Source organism: Streptomyces sp. NBC_00647 (assembly GCF_045207245.1).
Classification (GTDB): Bacteria; Actinomycetota; Actinomycetes; order Streptomycetales; family Streptomycetaceae; genus Streptomyces.
Window position 1 is genome coordinate 2,336,037 of record NZ_CP109040.1, and the last position, 18,831, is coordinate 2,354,867.

Here is an 18,831-nt window from a genome sequence, read left to right on the forward strand (position 1 = left end):
GGGCTGTGACCTGCGGCACGGGCATTCTGCGCCATGGCCGTCGCTCTCCGCCAGGGTCGCCACGCCCGATTTTGCGAGCTTTGCGGTGACTGGTGCGATGGATGAGACTTCACACCAGTCGGCGTGTCACGAGGTCCCACACCGTCTCGGCCAGTGCTTCCTTGGGTCCGTGGGGCACCGGGGTCTCGCTGCCGTCGGCCCCGAGCACCACCGCCTCGTTCTCCTCGGAACCGAAGGTCTTGCGCTCCCCCACCTCGTTCACCACCAGGAGATCGCAGCCCTTGCGCTCCAGTTTCGTCCGTCCGTTGGCCAGGACGTCGTCCGTCTCGGCGGCGAACCCGACGACCACCTGGCCGGGGCGCGGACGGTCCCCGGAGATCTCCGCGAGGATGTCCGGATTGCGGACCAGGACGATCGGCTCCGGCTCCTTGCCGTCCTTCTTCTTGATCTTCCCGGCCGCGTACGACTCCGGGCGGAAGTCCGCCACCGCGGCCGCCATCACGATCGCGTCGGCGTCCGGAGCCGCCTTCAGTACGGCTTCCCGCATCTGCACGGCAGTGCCGACCTGGACCACGTCGACCCCGGCCGGGTCCGCGAGGCCCGTGTTCGCCGCGATCAGCGTGACCCGGGCACCGCGCGCGGCGGCGGTGCGGGCGAGCGCGTAGCCCTGTTTGCCGGAGGAGCGGTTGCCGAGGAAGCGGACGGGGTCGAGGGGCTCACGGGTGCCGCCCGCGCTGACGACGACATGGCGGCCGGCGAGATCGGGCTCGGCGGCTCCCCGGGCGAGGACGCGGCGGCAGACCTCGAAGATCTCCCCCGGGTCGGGAAGTCGGCCCTTGCCGGTGTCGACGCCGGTGAGGCGTCCCACGGCGGGCTCGACGACCACGGCACCGCGGCGCCGCAGGGTCGCCACGTTCTCCTGGGTCGCCGGGTGCTCCCACATCTCGGTGTGCATGGCGGGCGCGAAGACGACCGGGCAGCGGGCGGTGAGCAGGGTGTTGGTGAGGAGGTCGTCGGCCAGTCCGTGGGCCGCCTTGGCGAGCAGGTCGGCCGTCGCGGGGGCCACCACCACGAGGTCGGCGTGCTGCCCGATGCGGACGTGCGGGACCTCGTGGACGTCCGACCAGACCTCGGTGGACACGGGGTGGCCCGAGAGGGCCGACCAGGTGGCGGCGCCGACGAAGTTCAGCGCGGAGGCGGTGGGCACGACACGTACGTCATGCCCCGACTCGGTCAGTCGTCGCAGCAGCTCACAGGCCTTGTACGCGGCGATGCCACCGCTGACGCCCAGAACGACCTTCGGCTTGTCCACCGTCTCTCCCCGAGCTCGGAAACGTACGACTCCATGACACACCACAGGCCCGGCAGTCGCGCCGCCGGGCCTGGGATGAGCAGATGAACGACTACTGAGCGGGGCCCTCGACGGCCTCGGACGTCAGCAGACCCGCGTTGATCTCGCGCAGGGCGATCGAGAGCGGCTTCTCGTGGACGTGGGTGTCGACGAGCGGACCGACGTACTCGAGGAGGCCCTCGCCGAGCTGCGAGTAGTACGCGTTGATCTGGCGGGCACGCTTGGCCGCGTAGATCACCAGGCTGTACTTCGAGTCGGTGGCCTCGAGGAGCTCGTCGATCGGAGGGTTGATGATGCCCTCGGGAGCAGTGATGGAAGAGGACACGCTCTGCCTTCCGAAAGGTGGAAAATTGACCTGAAAGATCAAACAACTGCCACCAAGGCTAGCAGCTCGCGCGCCACGTCCTCGACGGAGGTGTTGACCAGGGTGACATCGAACTCCGGCTCGGCCGCGAGTTCGACCTTGGCCGCCGCCAGGCGGCGCTCGATCACCTCCGGCGGTTCGGTGCCCCGCCCGGTGAGCCTGCGCACCAGCTCCTCCCAGGAAGGCGGAGCCAGGAACACGAGCAACGCCTCGGGCATGGACTCGCGGACCTGCCGGGCACCCTGGAGGTCGATCTCCAGGAGGAGCGGCACACCCGATTCCAGGTGCTCCAGGACGGCGGCCCGCGGGGTTCCGTAGCGGTTGCCGGCGAATTCGGCCCACTCCAGGAGCTCGCCGTTGGCGATCAGCTTGTCCATCTCGTCGTCGGAGACGAAGAAGTAGTGGACTCCATGCTTCTCACCGGGGCGCGGCTTGCGGGTCGTCGCCGACACCGAGAGCCAGACCTCGGGGTGTTCCTTGCGCATATGAGCGACGACCGTGCTCTTGCCGACCCCTGAGGGGCCGGAGAGCACGGTCAGCCGCGGACGTTCACTCATGCAGCGATTATTCCAGCAATCCTGGGGTGCCCAGGACTCAGGCGCCGGAACCGCCGAACTCGCGCTCCAAAGAGGCGATCTGATTCGAGCCGAGACCGCGTACGCGGCGGCTCTCGGAGATCCCGAGTCGCTCCATGATCTGCTTGGCGCGGACCTTGCCCACGCCCGGCAGGGACTCCAGGAGAGCGGAGACCTTCATCTTGCCGATGACGTCGTTCTCCTGACCCTGCTTGATGACCTCGTGGAGGGAGGCGCCGGAGTGCTTGAGTCGATTCTTGACCTCGGCCCGCTCCCGGCGAGCCGCGGCGGCCTTTTCGAGCGCGGCTGCGCGCTGTTCAGGGGTAAGGGGCGGAAGAGCCACGCCTACGTCACCTCGGATGTCGAACTGTCGGATACGGACCGGTGAGGAACCTAGTCGCCCCTCACCTGGGTGGCTACGAGCAACACGCCTGCCCGTTCTCCCCCGACGCCTTGAGGGCGTGGGAGGTGCCACCACTCGACGGAGACTAGCGGGCAAGTGCGCCGGAGTCAGCGAGAACAGCGGAAAAGTCCTGGTCAGCCTCCCTGGAGCCCGACATTTCCGACATACCTCCCCGGATTTGAGAATGTATTCAGACTCGGGGCGCCCGCAAGGCACTCGCCGGAGGGCTCTCGAACGGCTGTCGGAGGGCTCAAGCGGCCGCCACGGCCGCCCTGATCTCCTCCGCGAACCCCTCCGCCGACTCGCGCAGCGCCACGATGTCGGGGCCGTGACGCAGAACACCCCGGCTCACGTTCGGGACGACATTGCGCACGGCGGACCCGAAGACACCCGCCAGGTCGGCCGCCGTCGCTCCCTGGGCACCGATTCCGGGCGCCAGGAGCGGACCGTTGATCTCCAGGTCGTACGCGGAGAGATCGCCCAGGGTGGCGCCGACCACCGCCCCGAAGGAGCCGAGCGGCGTCTCGTCCGCGTTCTCGGCGGCCAGGTGCCCGAGCATCGTCGCTCCTACGCTGCGCCCGTCCGCCCGTACGGCGTGCTGCACCTCGCCGCCCTCCGGGTTGGAGGTGAGCGCGAGGACGAAGAGCCCGGCCCCGCTCTCGCGGGCCAGCTCGACCGCGGGCCTCAGGGAGCCGTAGCCCAGGTACGGCGACACGGTCAGCGCGTCCGAGAAGAGCGGCGCGTCCTTGCGCAGGAAGGTCTCGGCGTACGCGGCCATGGTCGAGCCGATGTCGCCGCGCTTGGCGTCCATCACGACCAGCGCCCCGGCCGCCCGCGCCTCCTCGACCGACTTCTCCAGGACCGCGATCCCGCGCGACCCGAACCGCTCGAAGAAGGCGCTCTGCGGCTTCAGGACGGCGACCCGCTCGGCGAGCGCCTCGACGACCGTGCGGCTGAAGCGCTCCAGACCGGCGATGTCGTCGCCGAGCCCCCAGTCGGCGAGCAGGGACGCGTGCGGGTCGATGCCGACGCACAGGGGGCCGCGCTCGTCCATGGCACGGCGAAGGCGTGCGCCGAAGGGTTCCAGGCTCATACGGACTTCCTCACGTCGGCGCCGACCGCGTCGGCGAGGGTGGCGTACGGGCTCGTCCGCAGGCGGGCGGCGAGTCCCTTGTGGATGGCGCGGCCCCAGAAGGGCCCCTCGTAGATGAAGGCGCTGTAGCCCTGGACCAGCGTGGCGCCGGCCAGGATGCGCTGCCAGGCGTCCTCGGCGTTCTCGACGCCGCCTACGCCCACCAGGGTGATGCGGTCGCCCACGCGCGCGTAGAGGCGGCGCAGCACCTCCAGGGAGCGTGCCTTGAGCGGCGCGCCCGAGAGTCCGCCGGTCTCCTTCACCAGCGAGGGTTCGGATGCCAGACCGAGTCCCTCGCGCGCGATGGTCGTGTTGGTGGCGATGATCCCGTCCAGGCCGAGTTCGACAGCGAGGTCGGCGACCGCGTCGACGTCCTCGTCGGCGAGGTCGGGCGCGATCTTGACCAGGAGCGGGACGCGCCGGTCGGTGACGGCGCGGTCGGCGGCCTCGCGGACGGCGCTGAGCAGCGGGCGCAGCGCCTCGGTGGCCTGGAGGTTGCGCAGGCCGGGGGTGTTCGGGGACGACACGTTCACGACGAGGTAGTCGGCGTGCCGGGCGAGGCGCTCGGTCGACTTCACGTAGTCGCCGACGGCCTCCGCCTCGGGGACGACCTTGGTCTTGCCGATGTTGACGCCCACGACGGTCCTGAAGACGGGCGTACGGGCCGCCAGGCGCTCGGAGACGGCCGCGGAGCCGTCGTTGTTGAATCCCATGCGGTTGATCAGCGCGCGGTCCGGCACGAGGCGGAACAGCCGCTTCCTGGGGTTGCCGGGCTGTGGCTCCCCGGTGACCGTGCCGATCTCGATGTGGTCGAAGCCGAGCATCGACATCCCGTCGATGGCGACGGCGTTCTTGTCGAATCCCGCCGCGAGTCCGAAGGGGCCGTGCATGCGCAGCCCGAACGCCTCGGTGCGCAGCTCCTTGAAGCGGGGCGCGAGCGCGGCGGCGACGAAGGTGCGCAGGACGGGGACGCGGGCGACGAGCCGGATCCAGCGGAAGGCCAGATGGTGGGCCTGCTCGGGGTCCATCCGCTTGAAGACGAGGTTGAAGAAGAGCTTGTACATGATCATGTCCTCGAAAGAGCCCGGTGGGGCCTCATCAGGGGGCGGGGGCCTCATGAAGAGGGGGACACCGTTCTCCGGTGTCCCCCTCAGGGCCGCTAGTCGCGCGAGGCGATCAGATGCTCGGCGTGTTCCTGGAGCGACCGCACGCCCACGTCGCCGTGGTTGAGCGCGTCGATGCCCTGGACGGCGGCGGCGAGCGCCTGCACCGTCGTCAGACACGGGACCGACCGGGCCACGGCCGCCGTGCGGATCTCGTAGCCGTCGAGACGGCCACCGGTGCCGTACGGCGTGTTGACGATGAGGTCGACCTCACCGTCGTGGATGAGCTGGACGATGGTCTTCTCGCCGTTCGGGCCCTCGCCCTCGCTCTGCTTGCGCACGACCGTGGCGTTGATGCCGTTGCGCTTGAGCACCTCGGCCGTGCCGGAGGTGGCCATCAGCTCGAAGCCGTGGGCGACGAGTTCCCGCGCCGGGAAGATCATCGAGCGCTTGTCGCGGTTGGCGACCGAGATGAAGGCGCGGCCCTTGGTGGGCAGCGGACCGTAGGCGCCCGCCTGCGACTTGGCGTACGCCGTCCCGAACACGGAGTCGATGCCCATGACCTCGCCGGTGGAGCGCATCTCCGGGCCGAGCACCGTGTCGACGCCACGGCCGTGGATGTCGCGGAAGCGCGACCACGGCATGACCGCCTCCTTGACGGAGATCGGCGCGTCGAGCGGCAGGGTGCCGCCGTCGCCGTTCGCCGGGAGCAGGCCCTCTGCGCGCAGCTCGGCGACGGTCGCGCCCAGCGAGATACGGGCGGCGGCCTTCGCCAGCGGCACCGCGGTCGCCTTCGAGGTGAAGGGGACGGTGCGCGAGGCCCGCGGGTTGGCCTCCAGGACGTAGAGGATGTCGCCGGCCATCGCGAACTGGATGTTGATCAGGCCGCGGACGCCGACGCCCTTGGCGATGGCCTCCGTCGAGGCGCGCAGCCGCTTGATGTCGAACCCGCCGAGGGTGATCGGCGGCAGCGCGCACGCCGAGTCGCCGGAGTGGATGCCGGCCTCCTCGATGTGCTCCATGACGCCGCCGAGGTAGAGCTCCTCGCCGTCGTACAGCGCGTCGACGTCGATCTCGATCGCGTCGTCGAGGAACCGGTCGACCAGCACCGGCCGGGTGGGGCTGATCTCGGTCGACTCGGCGATGTACGAGGACAGCCGCGTCTCGTCGTACACGATCTCCATGCCGCGCCCGCCGAGGACGTACGAGGGCCGGACGAGGACGGGGTAGCCGATCTCGTCCGCGATGGCCTTGGCCTCGGCGAAGGTGGTGGCGGTGCCGTGCTTGGGGGCCGGCAGGCCCGCCTCGGCGAGGACCCGCCCGAAGGCTCCGCGGTCCTCGGCGGCGTGGATCGCCTCGGGCGGGGTGCCGACGACCGGCACGCCGTTGTCCTTGAGCGCCTGCGACAGACCGAGCGGGGTCTGGCCGCCGAGCTGCACGATCACCCCGGCGAGGGGACCGGCCAGCGACTCCGCGTGCACGATCTCCAGCACGTCTTCCAGCGTCAGCGGCTCGAAGTACAGGCGGTCGGAGGTGTCGTAGTCCGTGGAGACGGTCTCCGGGTTGCAGTTGACCATCACGGTCTCGTAGCCCGCGTCGCTGAGCGCGAAGGAGGCGTGGACGCACGAGTAGTCGAACTCGATGCCCTGGCCGATGCGGTTCGGGCCGGAGCCCAGGATGATCACGGCGGGCTTCTCGCGCGGCGCGACCTCGGTCTCCTCGTCGTAGGAGGAGTAGAAGTACGGCGTCTTCGCGGCGAACTCGGCGGCGCAGGTGTCGACCGTCTTGTACACCGGGCGCACACCCAGCGCGTGCCGCACCTCGCGCACGACGTCCTCGCGCAGCCCCCGGATCTCGGCGATCTGGGCGTCGGAGAAGCCGTGGCGCTTGGCTTCGGCGAGCAGCTCGGGGCCGAGCTTGTCGGCGGCGGCCAGCTCGTCCGCGATCTCCTTGATCAGGAACAGCTGGTCGACGAACCACGGGTCGATCTTCGTGAACTCGAAGACCTCCTCCTGCGTGGCGCCCGCGCGGATGGCCTGCATGACGGTGTTGATGCGGCCGTCGGTGGGCCGGACGGCCTCGCGCAGCAGCTCGGCCTTGTCGCCGGGCTCGCCGACGAAGGTGAACTGGCTGCCCTTCTTCTCCAGCGAGCGCAGCGCCTTCTGCAGCGCCTCGGTGAAGTTGCGGCCGATCGCCATGGCCTCGCCGACCGACTTCATGGTGGTCGTGAGGGTGGAGTCGGCGGACGGGAACTTCTCGAAGGCGAAGCGCGGGGCCTTGACGACGACGTAGTCGAGGGTCGGCTCGAAGGACGCCGGGGTCTTCTCGGTGATGTCGTTCGGGATCTCGTCGAGCGTGTAGCCGACGGCGAGCTTGGCGGCGATCTTGGCGATCGGGAAGCCGGTGGCCTTCGACGCGAGCGCGGAGGAGCGCGACACCCGCGGGTTCATCTCGATGACGATGATGCGGCCGTCGACGGGGTTGACCGCGAACTGGATGTTGCAGCCGCCGGTGTCGACGCCGACCTCGCGGATGATCGCGATGCCGATGTCGCGCAGCCGCTGGTACTCGCGGTCGGTCAGCGTCATCGCCGGGGCGACGGTGATGGAGTCACCGGTGTGGACGCCCATCGGGTCGAAGTTCTCGATGGAGCAGACGACCACGACGTTGTCGTTCTTGTCGCGCATCAGCTCCAGCTCGTACTCCTTCCAGCCGAGGATGGACTCCTCCAGGAGCACCTCGGTGGTCGGGGAGAGCGTGAGGCCCTGACCGGCGATGCGGCGCAGCTCCTCCTCGTCGTGGGCGAAGCCGGAACCGGCGCCGCCCATGGTGAAGGAGGGCCGGACGACGACGGGGTAGCCGCCGAGCGTGTCGACGCCCGCGATCACGTCGTCCATGGAGTGGCAGATCACGGACCGGGCGGACTCGCCGTGGCCGATCTTCTCGCGCACGGCCTCGACGACGCCCTTGAAGAGGTCGCGGTCCTCGCCCTTGTTGATCGCCTCGACGTTGGCGCCGATCAGCTCGACGCCGTACTTCTCCAGCACACCCTGCTCGTGCATGGAGATTGCGGTGTTGAGGGCCGTCTGGCCGCCGAGCGTCGGCAGCAGGACGTCGGGGCGCTCCTTGGCGATGATCTTCTCGACGAACTCGGGGGTGATCGGCTCGACGTACGTGGCGTCGGCGATCTCCGGGTCGGTCATGATCGTCGCCGGGTTGGAGTTGACGAGGATGACCCGCAGCCCCTCGGCGCGCAGGACGCGGCACGCCTGGGTGCCGGAGTAGTCGAACTCGGCGGCCTGGCCGATGACGATCGGGCCGGAGCCGATGACCAGGACGGACTGGATATCGGTGCGCTTAGGCACGCTGGCCCTCCATCAGGACTGTTTCCATCAAAGACGTGAAGCGGTCGAACAGGTAGGCGGCGTCGTGTGGTCCTGCCGCCGCTTCGGGGTGGTACTGGACGCTGAAGGCCGGCTGGTCGAGCAGCTGGAGGCCCTCCACCACGTTGTCGTTGAGGCAGACGTGGGAGACCTCGGCGCGGCCGTAGGGGGTCTCGGAGACCTTGTCGAGCGGGGCGTCGACGGCGAAGCCGTGGTTGTGCGCGGTGACCTCGACCTTGCCGGTCGTACGGTCCTGCACGGGCTGGTTGATGCCGCGGTGGCCGTACTTCAGCTTGTAGGTGCCGAAGCCGAGGGCGCGGCCGAGGATCTGGTTGCCGAAGCAGATGCCGAAGAGCGGGGTCTTGCGGGCGAGCACTTCCTGCATCACCGCGACCGGCCCGTCGGCCGTGGCCGGGTCGCCGGGGCCGTTGGAGAAGAACACGCCGTCGGGGTTCACGGCGTAGACGTCCTCGGCGGTGGCCGTCGCGGGCAGCACGTGCACCTCGATGCCGCGTTCGGCCATCCGGTGCGGGGTCATGCCCTTGATACCCAGGTCGACGGCGGCGACCGTGAACTTCTTCTCGCCGATCGCGGGGACGACGTACGTCTCCTTGGTGGCGACCTCGGCGGCGAGGTTCGCGCCCTTCATCTCGGGCGCCTGGCGCACCTCGGCGAGCATGGTGCCCGCGTCGGGCAGCGCGTTGCCGGAGAAGATGCCGACGCGCATGGCGCCGCGCTCACGCAGGTGGCGGGTGAGGGCGCGGGTGTCGATGCCGCTGATGCCGACGACACCCTGGCTCTGCAGTTCCTCGTCCAGCGAGCGCCGGGAGCGCCAGTTGGAGGGCACGCGCGCGGGGTCGCGGACGACGTACCCGGCGACCCAGATCCGCTTCGACTCGGGGTCCTCGTCGTTGACGCCGGTGTTGCCGACGTGCGGGGCCGTCATCACGACGACCTGCCGGTGGTACGACGGGTCGGTGAGGGTCTCCTGGTAGCCGGTCATGCCGGTGGAGAACACCGCTTCGCCGAAGGTCTCCCCCACGGCCCCGTAGGCGCGGCCGCGGAAGACCCGGCCGTCCTCCAGGACGAGTACGGCGGGAAGCGCCTTCTCCCTCTGCGAGGCGTTCCCCTGAGTGGAGGTCGTCATCGTGCGCCTTCCGTTTCCGTCTTGTTGATCATGCCGTTCAGGGTGTCGACCCATTCGTTGTGCTCGGCCGCCCGGTCCGAGCGGAAGCCGGAGTCGAGGAGCCTGGCGCCGTGCGCCCAGGTGACGACGAGGAGTCCGCCCTCGGTGAGGACCTTGCCCGCGATGCCCTTGTCGAGCCGGGCCTCGCGCAGCTGCGCGGCCGGGACGAAGAAGTCGTTCGCGCCGGGGCGTACGACGTCCAGTCCCGCGTCCGTCAGGGTGAGCTCGGCCCGGCTGCGGGTGCCCAGGCCGTGCGCCACGATGCGGTCGAGCCACTGTCCGGCGGTGGTGGAGCCGTGGTAGCGGCCGCTCATGCTCAGTTTCACCGGGCCCGGGTCTTCCGGCGCGGTGGGAAGCTCGGGCAGGTCGCCCTGGAGGGTGCCGCGCCACTTCCAGCCCTCGCGCATCAGCCAGTAGACGAGCGCGATGAAGAGGGCGAGGCCGACGAGCCAGCCGATCCGGGCGGCCCAGTCGGTCACTTCCGCCGACTTCTGTTCGGCGGCCATGGAGATGAGAGGTGTCACGCGAGCTTCCCGTCGACGAGGGTGGCCTTGCCCCGCAGCCAGGTGTGGGTGACCCGGCCCGGCAGCTCACGTCCCTCGTAGGGGGTGTTGCGGCTGCGCGAGGCGAAGCCAGCGGGGTCCACCGTCCCACGGTATGCCGTGTCGACCAGCGTGAGGTTGGCGGGCTCACCTGCCGAGACGGGACGTCCGTGGCCCGCGGCCCGGCCGATCGCGGCGGGCTTGACGGACATGCGGTCGGCGACGCCGGCCCAGTCGAGCAGCCCGGTCTCGACCATCGTCTGCTGGACGACGGACAGCGCGGTCTCCAGGCCGACCATGCCCATGGCGGCGGCGGCCCACTCGCAGTCCTTGTCCTCGTGCGGGTGCGGCGCGTGGTCGGTCGCGACGATGTCGATCGTGCCGTCGGCGAGCGCCTCGCGCAGCGCCATGACGTCCCGCTCGGTGCGCAGCGGCGGGTTGACCTTGTAGACCGGGTTGTAGGAGCGCACCAGCTCGTCCGTGAGGAGCAGGTGGTGCGGGGTGACCTCGGCGGTCACGTCGATGCCGCGGGACTTGGCCCAGCGGACGATCTCGACGGAGCCGGCGGTCGACAGGTGGCAGATGTGCACGCGCGAGCCGACGTGCTCGGCGAGCAGGACGTCGCGGGCGATGATCGATTCCTCGGCCACCGCGGGCCAGCCGCCGAGACCGAGCTCGGCGGAGACGACGCCCTCGTTCATCTGGGCGCCCTCGGTGAGGCGGGGCTCCTGCGCGTGCTGGGCGACGACGCCGCCGAAGGCCTTCACGTACTCCAGCGCGCGGCGCATGATCACCGCGTCGTCGACGCACTTGCCGTCGTCGGAGAAGACCGTGACGCCGGCGGCGGACTCGTGCATGGCGCCGAGCTCGGCGAGCTTCTTGCCCTCCAGGCCGACGGTGACGGCGCCGATCGGCTGCACGTCGCAGTAGCCGTGCTCCTGGCCGAGCCGGTAGACCTGCTCGACCACACCGGCGGTGTCGGCGACCGGGAAGGTGTTGGCCATGGCGAACACGGCCGTGAAGCCGCCGCTCGCCGCGGCGCGCGTGCCGGTCAGCACGGTCTCGGAGTCCTCGCGGCCGGGCTCGCGCAGATGGGTGTGCAGGTCGACCAGGCCCGGCAGCAGCACCTTGCCGTCGGCCTCGACGACCTCCGCGCCCTCGGCGGACAGCCCGGTGCCGACGGCCTCGATGACCTCGCCGTCGATCAGGACGTCCTGCGGCTCGCCGCCGAGCACCTTCGCACCACGGATCAGAATCTTGCTCATCGTCTTACTTCTCCTCGGTACGGGTGTGGGTGACGGCGGGCTCGTTGCCGCCCAGGAGCAGGTACAGGACGGCCATGCGGATGGAGACACCGTTGGCCACCTGCTCGACGACCGTGCAACGGTCGGAGTCGGCGACCTCGGCGGTGATCTCCATGCCGCGGACCATCGGACCGGGGTGCATCACGATGGCGTGCTCGGGCATCTTCGCCATGCGGTCGCCGTCGAGCCCGTAGCGACGCGAGTACTCGCGCTCGGTCGGGAAGAACGCCGCGTTCATCCGCTCGCGCTGCACGCGCAGCATCATCACCGCGTCGGACTTGGAGAGCGTGCTGTCGAGGTCGTACGAGATCTCGCAGGGCCAGGTCTCCACGCCGACCGGCACCAGCGTGGGCGGCGCGACGAGGGTGACCTCGGCGCCGAGGGTGTGCAGCAGGTCGACGTTGGAGCGCGCGACGCGGGAGTGCAGGACGTCGCCGACGAGCGTGATGCGCTTGCCGGACAGGTCCTGGCCGATCCCGGCGTCCCGGCCGACGAGGCGGCGGCGCATGGTGAAGGCGTCGAGCAGGGCCTGGGTGGGGTGCTGGTGGGTGCCGTCGCCCGCGTTGATGACGACGGCGTCGATCCAGCCGGAGGTGGCGAGCCGGTACGGGGCTCCGGAGGCGCCGTGCCGGATGACGACGGCGTCGACCCCCATGGCCTCCAGGGTCTGGGCGGTGTCCTTGAGGGACTCGCCCTTGGAGACGCTCGACCCCTTGGCGGTGAAGTTGATGACGTCCGCGGAGAGGCGCTTCTCGGCGGCCTCGAAGGAGATCCGGGTGCGGGTCGAGTCCTCGAAGAAGAGGTTGACGACGGTGCGGCCGCGCAGGGTCGGCAGTTTCTTGATCGGCCGGTCGGCGACCCGGGCCATCTCCTCGGCGGTGTCGAGGATCAGGACGGCGTCGTCGCGGGTGAGGTCGGCGGCCGAGATGAGATGACGCTGCATCTGTCAGGCTCCGTAAGGAAGTTCAGGGAGGATTCGGGCATGCGGGCGCGCGGGAGCGCACTCGGCGGCGTGGGCCGGAGTGCTACTGCTGCTCGCCCGGGGAGGTCCGCTTGGCACCGAGCAGCACGGTGTCGCGACCGTCCTCCTCGGCGAGCTGGACCTTGACCGTCTCCCGCAACGACGTGGGGAGGTTCTTGCCGACGTAGTCGGCGCGGATGGGCAGTTCGCGGTGACCCCGGTCGACGAGGACCGCGAGCTGCACGGCGCGCGGCCGGCCGATGTCGTTCAGCGCGTCGAGCGCGGCGCGGATGGTGCGGCCGGAGAAGAGCACGTCGTCGACGAGGACGACGAGGCGGCCGTCGATGCCGTCACCGGGGATCTCGGTGCGGGCCAGCGCACGGGGCGGGTGCATGCGCAGGTCGTCGCGGTACATGGTGATGTCGAGGGAGCCGACCGGGATCTTGCGGTCGGTGATCTCTTCGAGCTTGTCGGCCAGCCTGCGGGCCAGGAAGACACCCCGGGTCGGGATGCCGAGGAGCACCACGTCGTCGGCGCCCTTGGCGCGTTCGACGATCTCGTGGGCGATGCGGGTCAGCACCCGCGCGATGTCGGGCGCCTCCAGAACGGGCCGCGCATCGGCTTCGTACTGCTGCTTGTCGTGCTCGGTGTCCATAAGAAACGGACCTCCTTCTCCGCCTCACGGGACGGATCATTAAAGGACGTCGGATTTGCGCCATCAACGCTACCAGCCCGGCAACGGACCTGATCACCCACCTTTGAGCCACCCCCGGTGACACCCGCGCGGGGGCCGGTCGAAAATCCTTCGGCTTGACGGGGGAGAGTAACGCTGCGTAACCTCACAGTGAGTCACCAGCCGCGCGGCGGAGCCGCACGTTGATACAGCGTCCGGGGAGCTATATGTCCAGCGAATACGCCAAACAGCTCGGGGCCAAGCTCCGCGCGATCCGCACCCAGCAGGGCCTTTCCCTCCACGGCGTCGAGGAGAAGTCCCAGGGCCGCTGGAAGGCGGTCGTGGTCGGTTCGTACGAGCGCGGCGACCGCGCCGTCACCGTGCAGCGCCTCGCCGAGCTGGCGGACTTCTACGGGGTTCCGGTTCAGGAGCTGCTGCCCGGCACCACTCCGGGCGGAGCCGCCGAGCCGCCGCCGAAGCTGGTCCTCGACCTGGAGCGGCTGGCCCACGTGCCGGCCGAGAAGGCAGGCCCGCTCCAGCGCTACGCGGCGACGATCCAGTCGCAGCGCGGCGACTACAACGGCAAGGTGCTGTCGATCCGCCAGGACGACCTGCGCACCCTCGCCGTCATCTACGACCAGTCCCCCTCGGTCCTGACCGAGCAGCTCATCAGCTGGGGCGTGCTGGACGCGGACGCGCGCCGCGCGGTCGCCCACGACGAGGGCTGATCCCTTAGGACAGCTCAGCAGAAACGTGCCGCCGGGGTGGCCGGAACCTGATGGTTCCGGCCACCCCGGCGGCTTTCTGCGGGCCTCGGAGGCCTCAGAGGTACGGGAACGCCGGAGGGCCCGCAGCGATCGCGCTGCGGGCCCTCCGGCGTTCCGTACGCCCCCTCGGGGCCGTACGCCTGTCTCTGCCTGCCGCCTAGGCGTCGTCGCGGCGGAGCGACGGCTTCAGGTCCTTCAGACGGCCCAGCAGGCCGTTCACGAACGAGGGCGACTCGTCCGTGGAGAACTCCTTCGCCAACTGCACCGCCTCGTCGAGCACCACGGCGTCCGGGGTCTCGTCGACCCAGATCAGCTCGTAGGCACCGAGGCGCAGGATGTTGCGGTCGACGACCGGCATCCTGTCCAGCGTCCAGCCGACGGCGTACTGCGCGATGAGGTCGTCGATCCGCCGCACCTTGGTGGCGTAGCCCTCGACCAGCTGCATCGTGTACTCGCTCACCGGCGGCTGCCGGGTGTCGGACCGGGAGTGCCGGATCCAGTCCGCGAGGACCGTCAGGACGTCCACGCCGCGCTGGTCGCCCTCGAAGAGGATCTGGAAGGCGCGCTTGCGGGCCGTGTTGCGGGCAGCCACGGTTAGCTGTTCACCCGGCCGAGGTAGTCACTGCTGCGCGTGTCGACCTTGATCTTCTCACCGGTGGTGATGAAGAGCGGGACCTGGATCTGGTGACCGGTCTCCAGGATGGCGGGCTTGGTGCCACCGGTGGAGCGGTCGCCCTGGACGCCGGGCTCGGTCTCCTGGATGACCAGCTCGACGGCGGCGGGCAGCTCGACGAAGAGCACCTCGCCCTCGTGCTGGGCGACGGTGGCCGTGAAGCCCTCGATCAGGAAGTTGGCGGCATCGCCGACGGACTTGCGGTCGACCATGAGCTGGTCGTACGTGTCCATGTCCATGAAGACGAAGTACTCGCCGTCCATGTACGAGAACTGCATGTCGCGCTTGTCGATCGTGGCCGTCTCGACCTTGACGCCGGCGTTGAACGTCTTGTCGACGACCTTGCCGGAGAGCACGTTCTTCAGCTTGGTGCGCACGAAGGCCGGGCCCTTGCCGGGCTTGACGTGCTGGAACTCGACGACGGACCAGAGCTGGCCTCCGTCGAGCTTGAGCACCAGGCCGTTCTTGAGGTCGTTCGTGGAAGCCACGGTTGCGGAATCTCCTGGACTGACGTGGACGACCCCGGCGCACGCGCACAGCTCGAAAAGCTAGAGCGCGAGCAGCTCCTTGGTCGTGATGGTGAGTAGCTCGGGTCCGCCGTCCGCCTCAGGGCGTACGACGAGCGTGTCATCGATCCTGACACCGCCCCGGCCCGGGATGTGGACCCCCGGTTCGACGGTGACCGGCACGCAAGCGTCCAGTTTACCCATGGCCGCGGGGGCAAGCTGCGGGTCCTCGTCGATTTCGAGCCCGACACCGTGCCCCGTCAGCGGCGGAAGCCCTTCGGAATGGCCCGCGGAGTCCAGTACCTGACGCGCCGCGCGGTCCACGTCCCGGTAGGCGGCGCCGGGTGCCAGCGCCTCCCGTCCGGCGCGCTGGGCGGCGAAGACGAGGTCGTACAGCTCGATCTGCCAGTCGGCGGGCGAGGTCCCGATCACGAACGTACGACCGATCTCACACCGATAGCCGCGGTAGGTCGCGCCGAGGCAGACGGAGAGGAAGTCGCCCTCCTCGACCCGCCGGTCGGTGGGCCGGTGGCCCCGTCGTCCCGAGTTCGGGCCGGTACCGACCGAGGTCGCGAAGGCCGGTCCGTCCGCTCCGTGGTCGACGAGCCGACGCTCCAGTTCCAGGGCCAGATGGCGTTCCGTCCGGCCGACCAGAATGGATTCGAGGAGTTCACCCAGCGCCTGGTCGGCGATCTCGGCACCGATCCGCAGACAGGAGATCTCCTCCTCGTCCTTGATCACGCGCAGCTGTTCCACCGCGCCGCCCAGGTCGGCCAGGCGCAGCCGCGGCGCGACCGAGCCGAGGGCGCGGTGCCGCGTCACGGTCAGGTGGTGCTCCTCGACCGCGAGGGACTCGGCGCCCTGTCCTGCCGCGAATCCGGCGGCCGCGACGGCCGGATCACCACCGGCGCGCGGCAGCACCCGCACGTTCAGCGCCTCGTCCGGGCGTCCTTCCACGGCCTCGCCGCTCGGCGGGCCGCCGCACAGCAGTATGTCCTCGCCGACGCCGAGCAGAAGCACGGAGCCGTGCGGCGCCGCGCCGGCGAGGTACCTCACGTTGGCGGGACGGGTGACGAGCGCGGTCGCGCTGCCGCCCGCCGAACTGCGCTCCCGGAGCCGCTCTCTGCGGGTCGCGTACACCTCTGACATGAACCGAGCGTACGAGCGGTGGCCGGATGTCGCCGGTTCAGAGAGCCGGACGGGTGGGCCGGAACCCGAACGGTCGGACCCGGGGCCCGTTCACCACTGCGGCGGGCTGGCGATCGACCGGGCTAGGACGTCGTCCAGGACACGGGCCGTGGCCGCCACGTCGAGCTGCGAGTTGTCGATGATCGGGAGCCCGGAGCCGTACCAGCCGGCCATCCGGCCGTGGATGCGCGCGACCTCCTCGTCGCTGAGCCGGCGGTTCCCGGAGCGCTCGGCGTTGCGCTCCAGGACCACCTCCAGGCCCGGCAGGAGCACGACCGGCAGCAGCCCGGGACCGACGTGCCGCTTCCAGCCGCCGAGTCCGACGACCGGACGGTCGGGGAAGACGGCGTCGTCGAGGATGCAGGAGATGCCGTTGGCCAGGAAGTTGCGGGCCGCGAAGCCGCAGGTGCGGCGGGCGAGACGATACTGCGCCTCGGAATGGTCGTTCCATCCCGATTGCGGGTCGGCGAAGCCCGAGCGCACCCATTCGCGGACGTCGTCCAGGCTGATGTGGGCCGTGGGCACCCGGCGGTGGTCCGCCCAGTACTTGGCGACACTGGTCTTCCCGGCGCCGGCGGGGCCGATGAGCAGGACCGCGAGCGTGGTGGCCGCCGGATCGGGCGCCCCCGCGGCGTGCGGCGGGCTCGGCACGGCCACCGGGGCGCCCGGAGGCAGTTGCACATGCCCGGTGGTGTCCGGCGCGGGCGGGACGGGCTGGTGCTGGGGAGGCTGCGGGGGCACCTGGTGCGGCGGCAGATGATGCTGCGGGGCCTGGGCGGGAGGCGCCCCGGGCGGCACCGGCGCTCCGGCGAACCCCGGAGCGGGTGCGGGACCCTGCTGCCCCGGATACTGTCCGGCCGGCGACCAGCTGGCGGCCGGTCCTTGCCCCGGCTGGTGGGGCGGCGGCAGCGGAGCCCCCACTGCGTGCTGCATCCGGTGCCACTCCGTCTCGTACAGGCAATGGGCGCTGGCGGACGGGACGCAGGTCCCGTCGCTACCGAACGGTACCTTCCCCGGCCGCCGTTGTGTGAACGGCCGGGGTAGGTGCGAAGTGCCCGGAACGGAGGGGCAAAACGGGTTGAGCAGGGGTCCTTCGGAAGATACGTCCGCGGAGGGTGCCGCCCGCTACTCCCCGACCTCGCCGTACGCCGCGAGCAGGACGGCCGGGTCCGGGCCCTCCAGGACGGTCGGCCTGGCCAGCCCGTCGAGGACGATGAAGCGCAGCAGGTCGCCACGGGACTTCTTGTCGACCTTCATGTTCTCCACGAGCTTCGGCCACTGGTCGTAGCGGTAGCTCAGCGGGAGACCGACGGACTCCAGGATCGTGCGGTGCCGGTCGGCGGTCGCGTCGTCCAGCCGGCCCGCGAGGCGGCCGAGTTCGGCGGCGAAGTGCATGCCGACGGAGACGGCCGCGCCGTGCCGCCACTTGTAGCGCTCGTTCTTCTCGATGGCGTGCGCGAGCGTGTGGCCGTAGTTGAGGATCTCGCGCAGCCCCGACTCCTTGAGGTCGCCGGAGACGACCTCTGCCTTGACCTTGATGGAGCGCTCGATCAGCTCGGCGGTGTGCGGGCCGGCGGGCGTCCGGGCGGCCTGAGGGTCGGACTCGATGAGCTCCAGGATCACCGGGTCGGCGATGAATCCGGCCTTGATGATCTCCGCGAGCCCGGAGACGAAGTCGTTGACCGGGAGCGAGTCGAGCGCCGCCAGGTCGCAGAGCACGCCCGCGGGCGGGTGGAAGGCGCCGACGAGGTTCTTCCCCTCGGCGGTGTTGATGCCGGTCTTGCCGCCGACCGCCGCGTCGACCATGCCGAGCACGGTGGTGGGGACGGCGATCCAGCGCACCCCGCGCAGCCAGGTCGCCGCCACGAAACCGGCCAGGTCGGTGGTGGCTCCGCCGCCGACGCCGACGATGACGTCGGTGCGGGTGAAACCGGACTGGCCCAGCGCCTTCCAGCAGTAGGCCGCGACCTCCGCGGTCTTGGCCTCCTCGGCGTTCGGCACCTGGATGGCGACGACCTCGAAGCCCTGCTCCGCCAGGTCGGCGCGGAGCGCCTCGCCGGTCTCGGCGAGCGCCTCGGGGTGGACGATGGCGACACGCTGTGCCTTGTCGCCGATCAACCCGCGGAGTTCACCGAGGAGTTGACGGCCGATCAGGACCTCGTAGGGGTCGGTGCCCGCTGTGCCGCCGACCTGGACGCGGGTCACTGCCTCGCTCATGCTTCCTTCAACTCCACTGCGTCGAGGACCGCTCGGGCGACCTCATCGGGGGTACGGCCGTCGGTCGCCACGACCGCGCGGGCGACTTCGGTGTACAGCGGGCGGCGCGCTTCCATCAACTCGCGCCACTGCCGACGGGGGTTGACGGCGAGCAGCGGACGGGCCGCGTTCAGGCCGGTGCGCTGGACCGCCTCCTCCACGTCCATGGAGAGATAGACGACCTGGTGGCCGGCGAGCAGCGCGCGGGTGTCCGCGTCGAGGATCGAACCGCCGCCCAGCGCCAGCACTCCGTCGTGCCCGGCGAGCGCCTCGCGCACCGCCCGCTTCTCGATGGCGCGGAAGGCGGCCTCGCCCTCGTCGACGAAGATGTCGGCGATGGTGCGGCCCTGCGCGGCCACGATGTCGTCGTCCGTGTCCCGGTAGGCGCAGCCGAGCCGCTCGGCGACGAGCGCGCCCACCGTGGACTTGCCGACCCCCATCGGGCCGACCAGGACCAGCCGTGG

The 18,831-nt window shown here is 70.4% G+C and carries 19 protein-coding genes; 1 reads left to right on the plus strand and 18 read right to left on the minus strand.

Annotated features, from left to right (window positions below; genetic code table 11):
* Positions 1-109: 109 nt before the first annotated feature.
* From coaBC to pyrR, 12 genes are all read right to left on the minus strand, one after another.
* The gene (coaBC, locus tag OG788_RS10265) at positions 110-1,312 is read right to left on the minus strand and encodes a bifunctional phosphopantothenoylcysteine decarboxylase/phosphopantothenate--cysteine ligase CoaBC (RefSeq protein ID WP_351539179.1); all 1,203 of its coding nucleotides are present in this window, start codon (positions 1,310-1,312) and stop codon (positions 110-112) included.
* A 91-nt stretch (positions 1,313-1,403) separates the two neighbouring features.
* Positions 1,404-1,676, minus strand: coding sequence for a DNA-directed RNA polymerase subunit omega (gene rpoZ / locus OG788_RS10270; RefSeq protein ID WP_003982715.1), 273 nt, complete (start codon positions 1,674-1,676; stop codon positions 1,404-1,406).
* Between the two features lie 38 nt (positions 1,677-1,714).
* The gene (gene gmk / locus OG788_RS10275; protein WP_351539176.1) at positions 1,715-2,272 is read right to left on the minus strand and encodes a guanylate kinase; all 558 of its coding nucleotides are present in this window, start codon (positions 2,270-2,272) and stop codon (positions 1,715-1,717) included.
* A gap of 37 nt (positions 2,273-2,309) precedes the next feature.
* Positions 2,310-2,633, minus strand: coding sequence for an integration host factor (locus tag OG788_RS10280; RefSeq protein ID WP_016638838.1), 324 nt, complete (start codon positions 2,631-2,633; stop codon positions 2,310-2,312).
* A 310-nt stretch (positions 2,634-2,943) separates the two neighbouring features.
* Positions 2,944-3,786 (minus strand): orotidine-5'-phosphate decarboxylase, encoded by an 843-nt coding sequence (gene pyrF, locus OG788_RS10285; RefSeq protein WP_406370301.1) that lies wholly within the window; start codon positions 3,784-3,786, stop codon positions 2,944-2,946.
* Positions 3,783-4,889: a quinone-dependent dihydroorotate dehydrogenase gene (locus OG788_RS10290; protein WP_406370303.1), complete on the minus strand. Its 1,107-nt coding sequence runs from the start codon at positions 4,887-4,889 to the stop codon at positions 3,783-3,785. Before OG788_RS10290 ends, pyrF begins: the two co-directional genes overlap by 4 nt.
* 95 nt (positions 4,890-4,984) lie before the next feature.
* Positions 4,985-8,293 (minus strand): carbamoyl-phosphate synthase large subunit, encoded by a 3,309-nt coding sequence (gene carB / locus OG788_RS10295; protein ID WP_406370305.1) that lies wholly within the window; start codon positions 8,291-8,293, stop codon positions 4,985-4,987.
* A complete protein-coding gene (carA, locus tag OG788_RS10300) occupies positions 8,286-9,458 on the minus strand; it encodes a glutamine-hydrolyzing carbamoyl-phosphate synthase small subunit (RefSeq protein ID WP_406370307.1) in 1,173 nt (390 codons plus the stop codon). Before carA ends, carB begins: the two co-directional genes overlap by 8 nt.
* Complete coding sequence (locus OG788_RS10305; protein ID WP_406376719.1) at positions 9,455-10,003, minus strand: hypothetical protein; 549 nt, start codon at positions 10,001-10,003, stop codon at positions 9,455-9,457. The genes carA and OG788_RS10305 overlap by 4 nt, the downstream gene beginning before the upstream one ends.
* A gap of 14 nt (positions 10,004-10,017) precedes the next feature.
* Complete coding sequence (locus OG788_RS10310; RefSeq protein WP_406370308.1) at positions 10,018-11,304, minus strand: dihydroorotase; 1,287 nt, start codon at positions 11,302-11,304, stop codon at positions 10,018-10,020.
* 4 nt (positions 11,305-11,308) lie between these two features.
* A complete protein-coding gene (locus OG788_RS10315) occupies positions 11,309-12,286 on the minus strand; it encodes an aspartate carbamoyltransferase catalytic subunit (protein ID WP_351539157.1) in 978 nt (325 codons plus the stop codon).
* Between the two features lie 82 nt (positions 12,287-12,368).
* Positions 12,369-12,959 carry a bifunctional pyr operon transcriptional regulator/uracil phosphoribosyltransferase PyrR gene (gene pyrR / locus OG788_RS10320; RefSeq protein ID WP_351539154.1) on the minus strand — a complete coding sequence of 197 codons (591 nt, stop codon included), beginning with the start codon at positions 12,957-12,959 and terminating at the stop codon, positions 12,369-12,371.
* Positions 12,960-13,204: 245 nt separating this feature from the next.
* Between pyrR and bldD the strand changes: the two genes are divergently transcribed.
* Positions 13,205-13,705 (plus strand): transcriptional regulator BldD, encoded by a 501-nt coding sequence (gene bldD, locus OG788_RS10325; RefSeq protein ID WP_037621142.1) that lies wholly within the window; start codon positions 13,205-13,207, stop codon positions 13,703-13,705.
* 196 nt (positions 13,706-13,901) lie between these two features.
* Here bldD and nusB read toward each other — a convergent pair whose 3' ends face one another.
* The 6 genes from nusB to OG788_RS10355 all read right to left on the minus strand — a co-directional run bounded on the left by nusB (position 13,902) and on the right by OG788_RS10355 (position 18,807).
* Positions 13,902-14,336 carry a transcription antitermination factor NusB gene (nusB, locus tag OG788_RS10330; protein WP_266756498.1) on the minus strand — a complete coding sequence of 145 codons (435 nt, stop codon included), beginning with the start codon at positions 14,334-14,336 and terminating at the stop codon, positions 13,902-13,904.
* Between the two features lie 2 nt (positions 14,337-14,338).
* Positions 14,339-14,905, minus strand: a complete 567-nt coding sequence (gene efp / locus OG788_RS10335; protein ID WP_266756500.1) for an elongation factor P — start codon at positions 14,903-14,905, stop codon at positions 14,339-14,341.
* A 60-nt stretch (positions 14,906-14,965) separates the two neighbouring features.
* The gene (locus OG788_RS10340; RefSeq protein ID WP_406370311.1) at positions 14,966-16,072 is read right to left on the minus strand and encodes an aminopeptidase P family protein; all 1,107 of its coding nucleotides are present in this window, start codon (positions 16,070-16,072) and stop codon (positions 14,966-14,968) included.
* Between the two features lie 90 nt (positions 16,073-16,162).
* The gene (locus tag OG788_RS10345; protein ID WP_406370313.1) at positions 16,163-17,044 is read right to left on the minus strand and encodes a Pro-rich N-terminal domain-containing protein; all 882 of its coding nucleotides are present in this window, start codon (positions 17,042-17,044) and stop codon (positions 16,163-16,165) included.
* A gap of 192 nt (positions 17,045-17,236) precedes the next feature.
* Positions 17,237-18,328 (minus strand): 3-dehydroquinate synthase, encoded by a 1,092-nt coding sequence (aroB, locus tag OG788_RS10350; protein WP_351539140.1) that lies wholly within the window; start codon positions 18,326-18,328, stop codon positions 17,237-17,239.
* The gene (locus tag OG788_RS10355; RefSeq protein WP_356757169.1) at positions 18,325-18,807 is read right to left on the minus strand and encodes a shikimate kinase; all 483 of its coding nucleotides are present in this window, start codon (positions 18,805-18,807) and stop codon (positions 18,325-18,327) included. The genes aroB and OG788_RS10355 overlap by 4 nt, the downstream gene beginning before the upstream one ends.
* Positions 18,808-18,831: the final 24 nt, after the last annotated feature.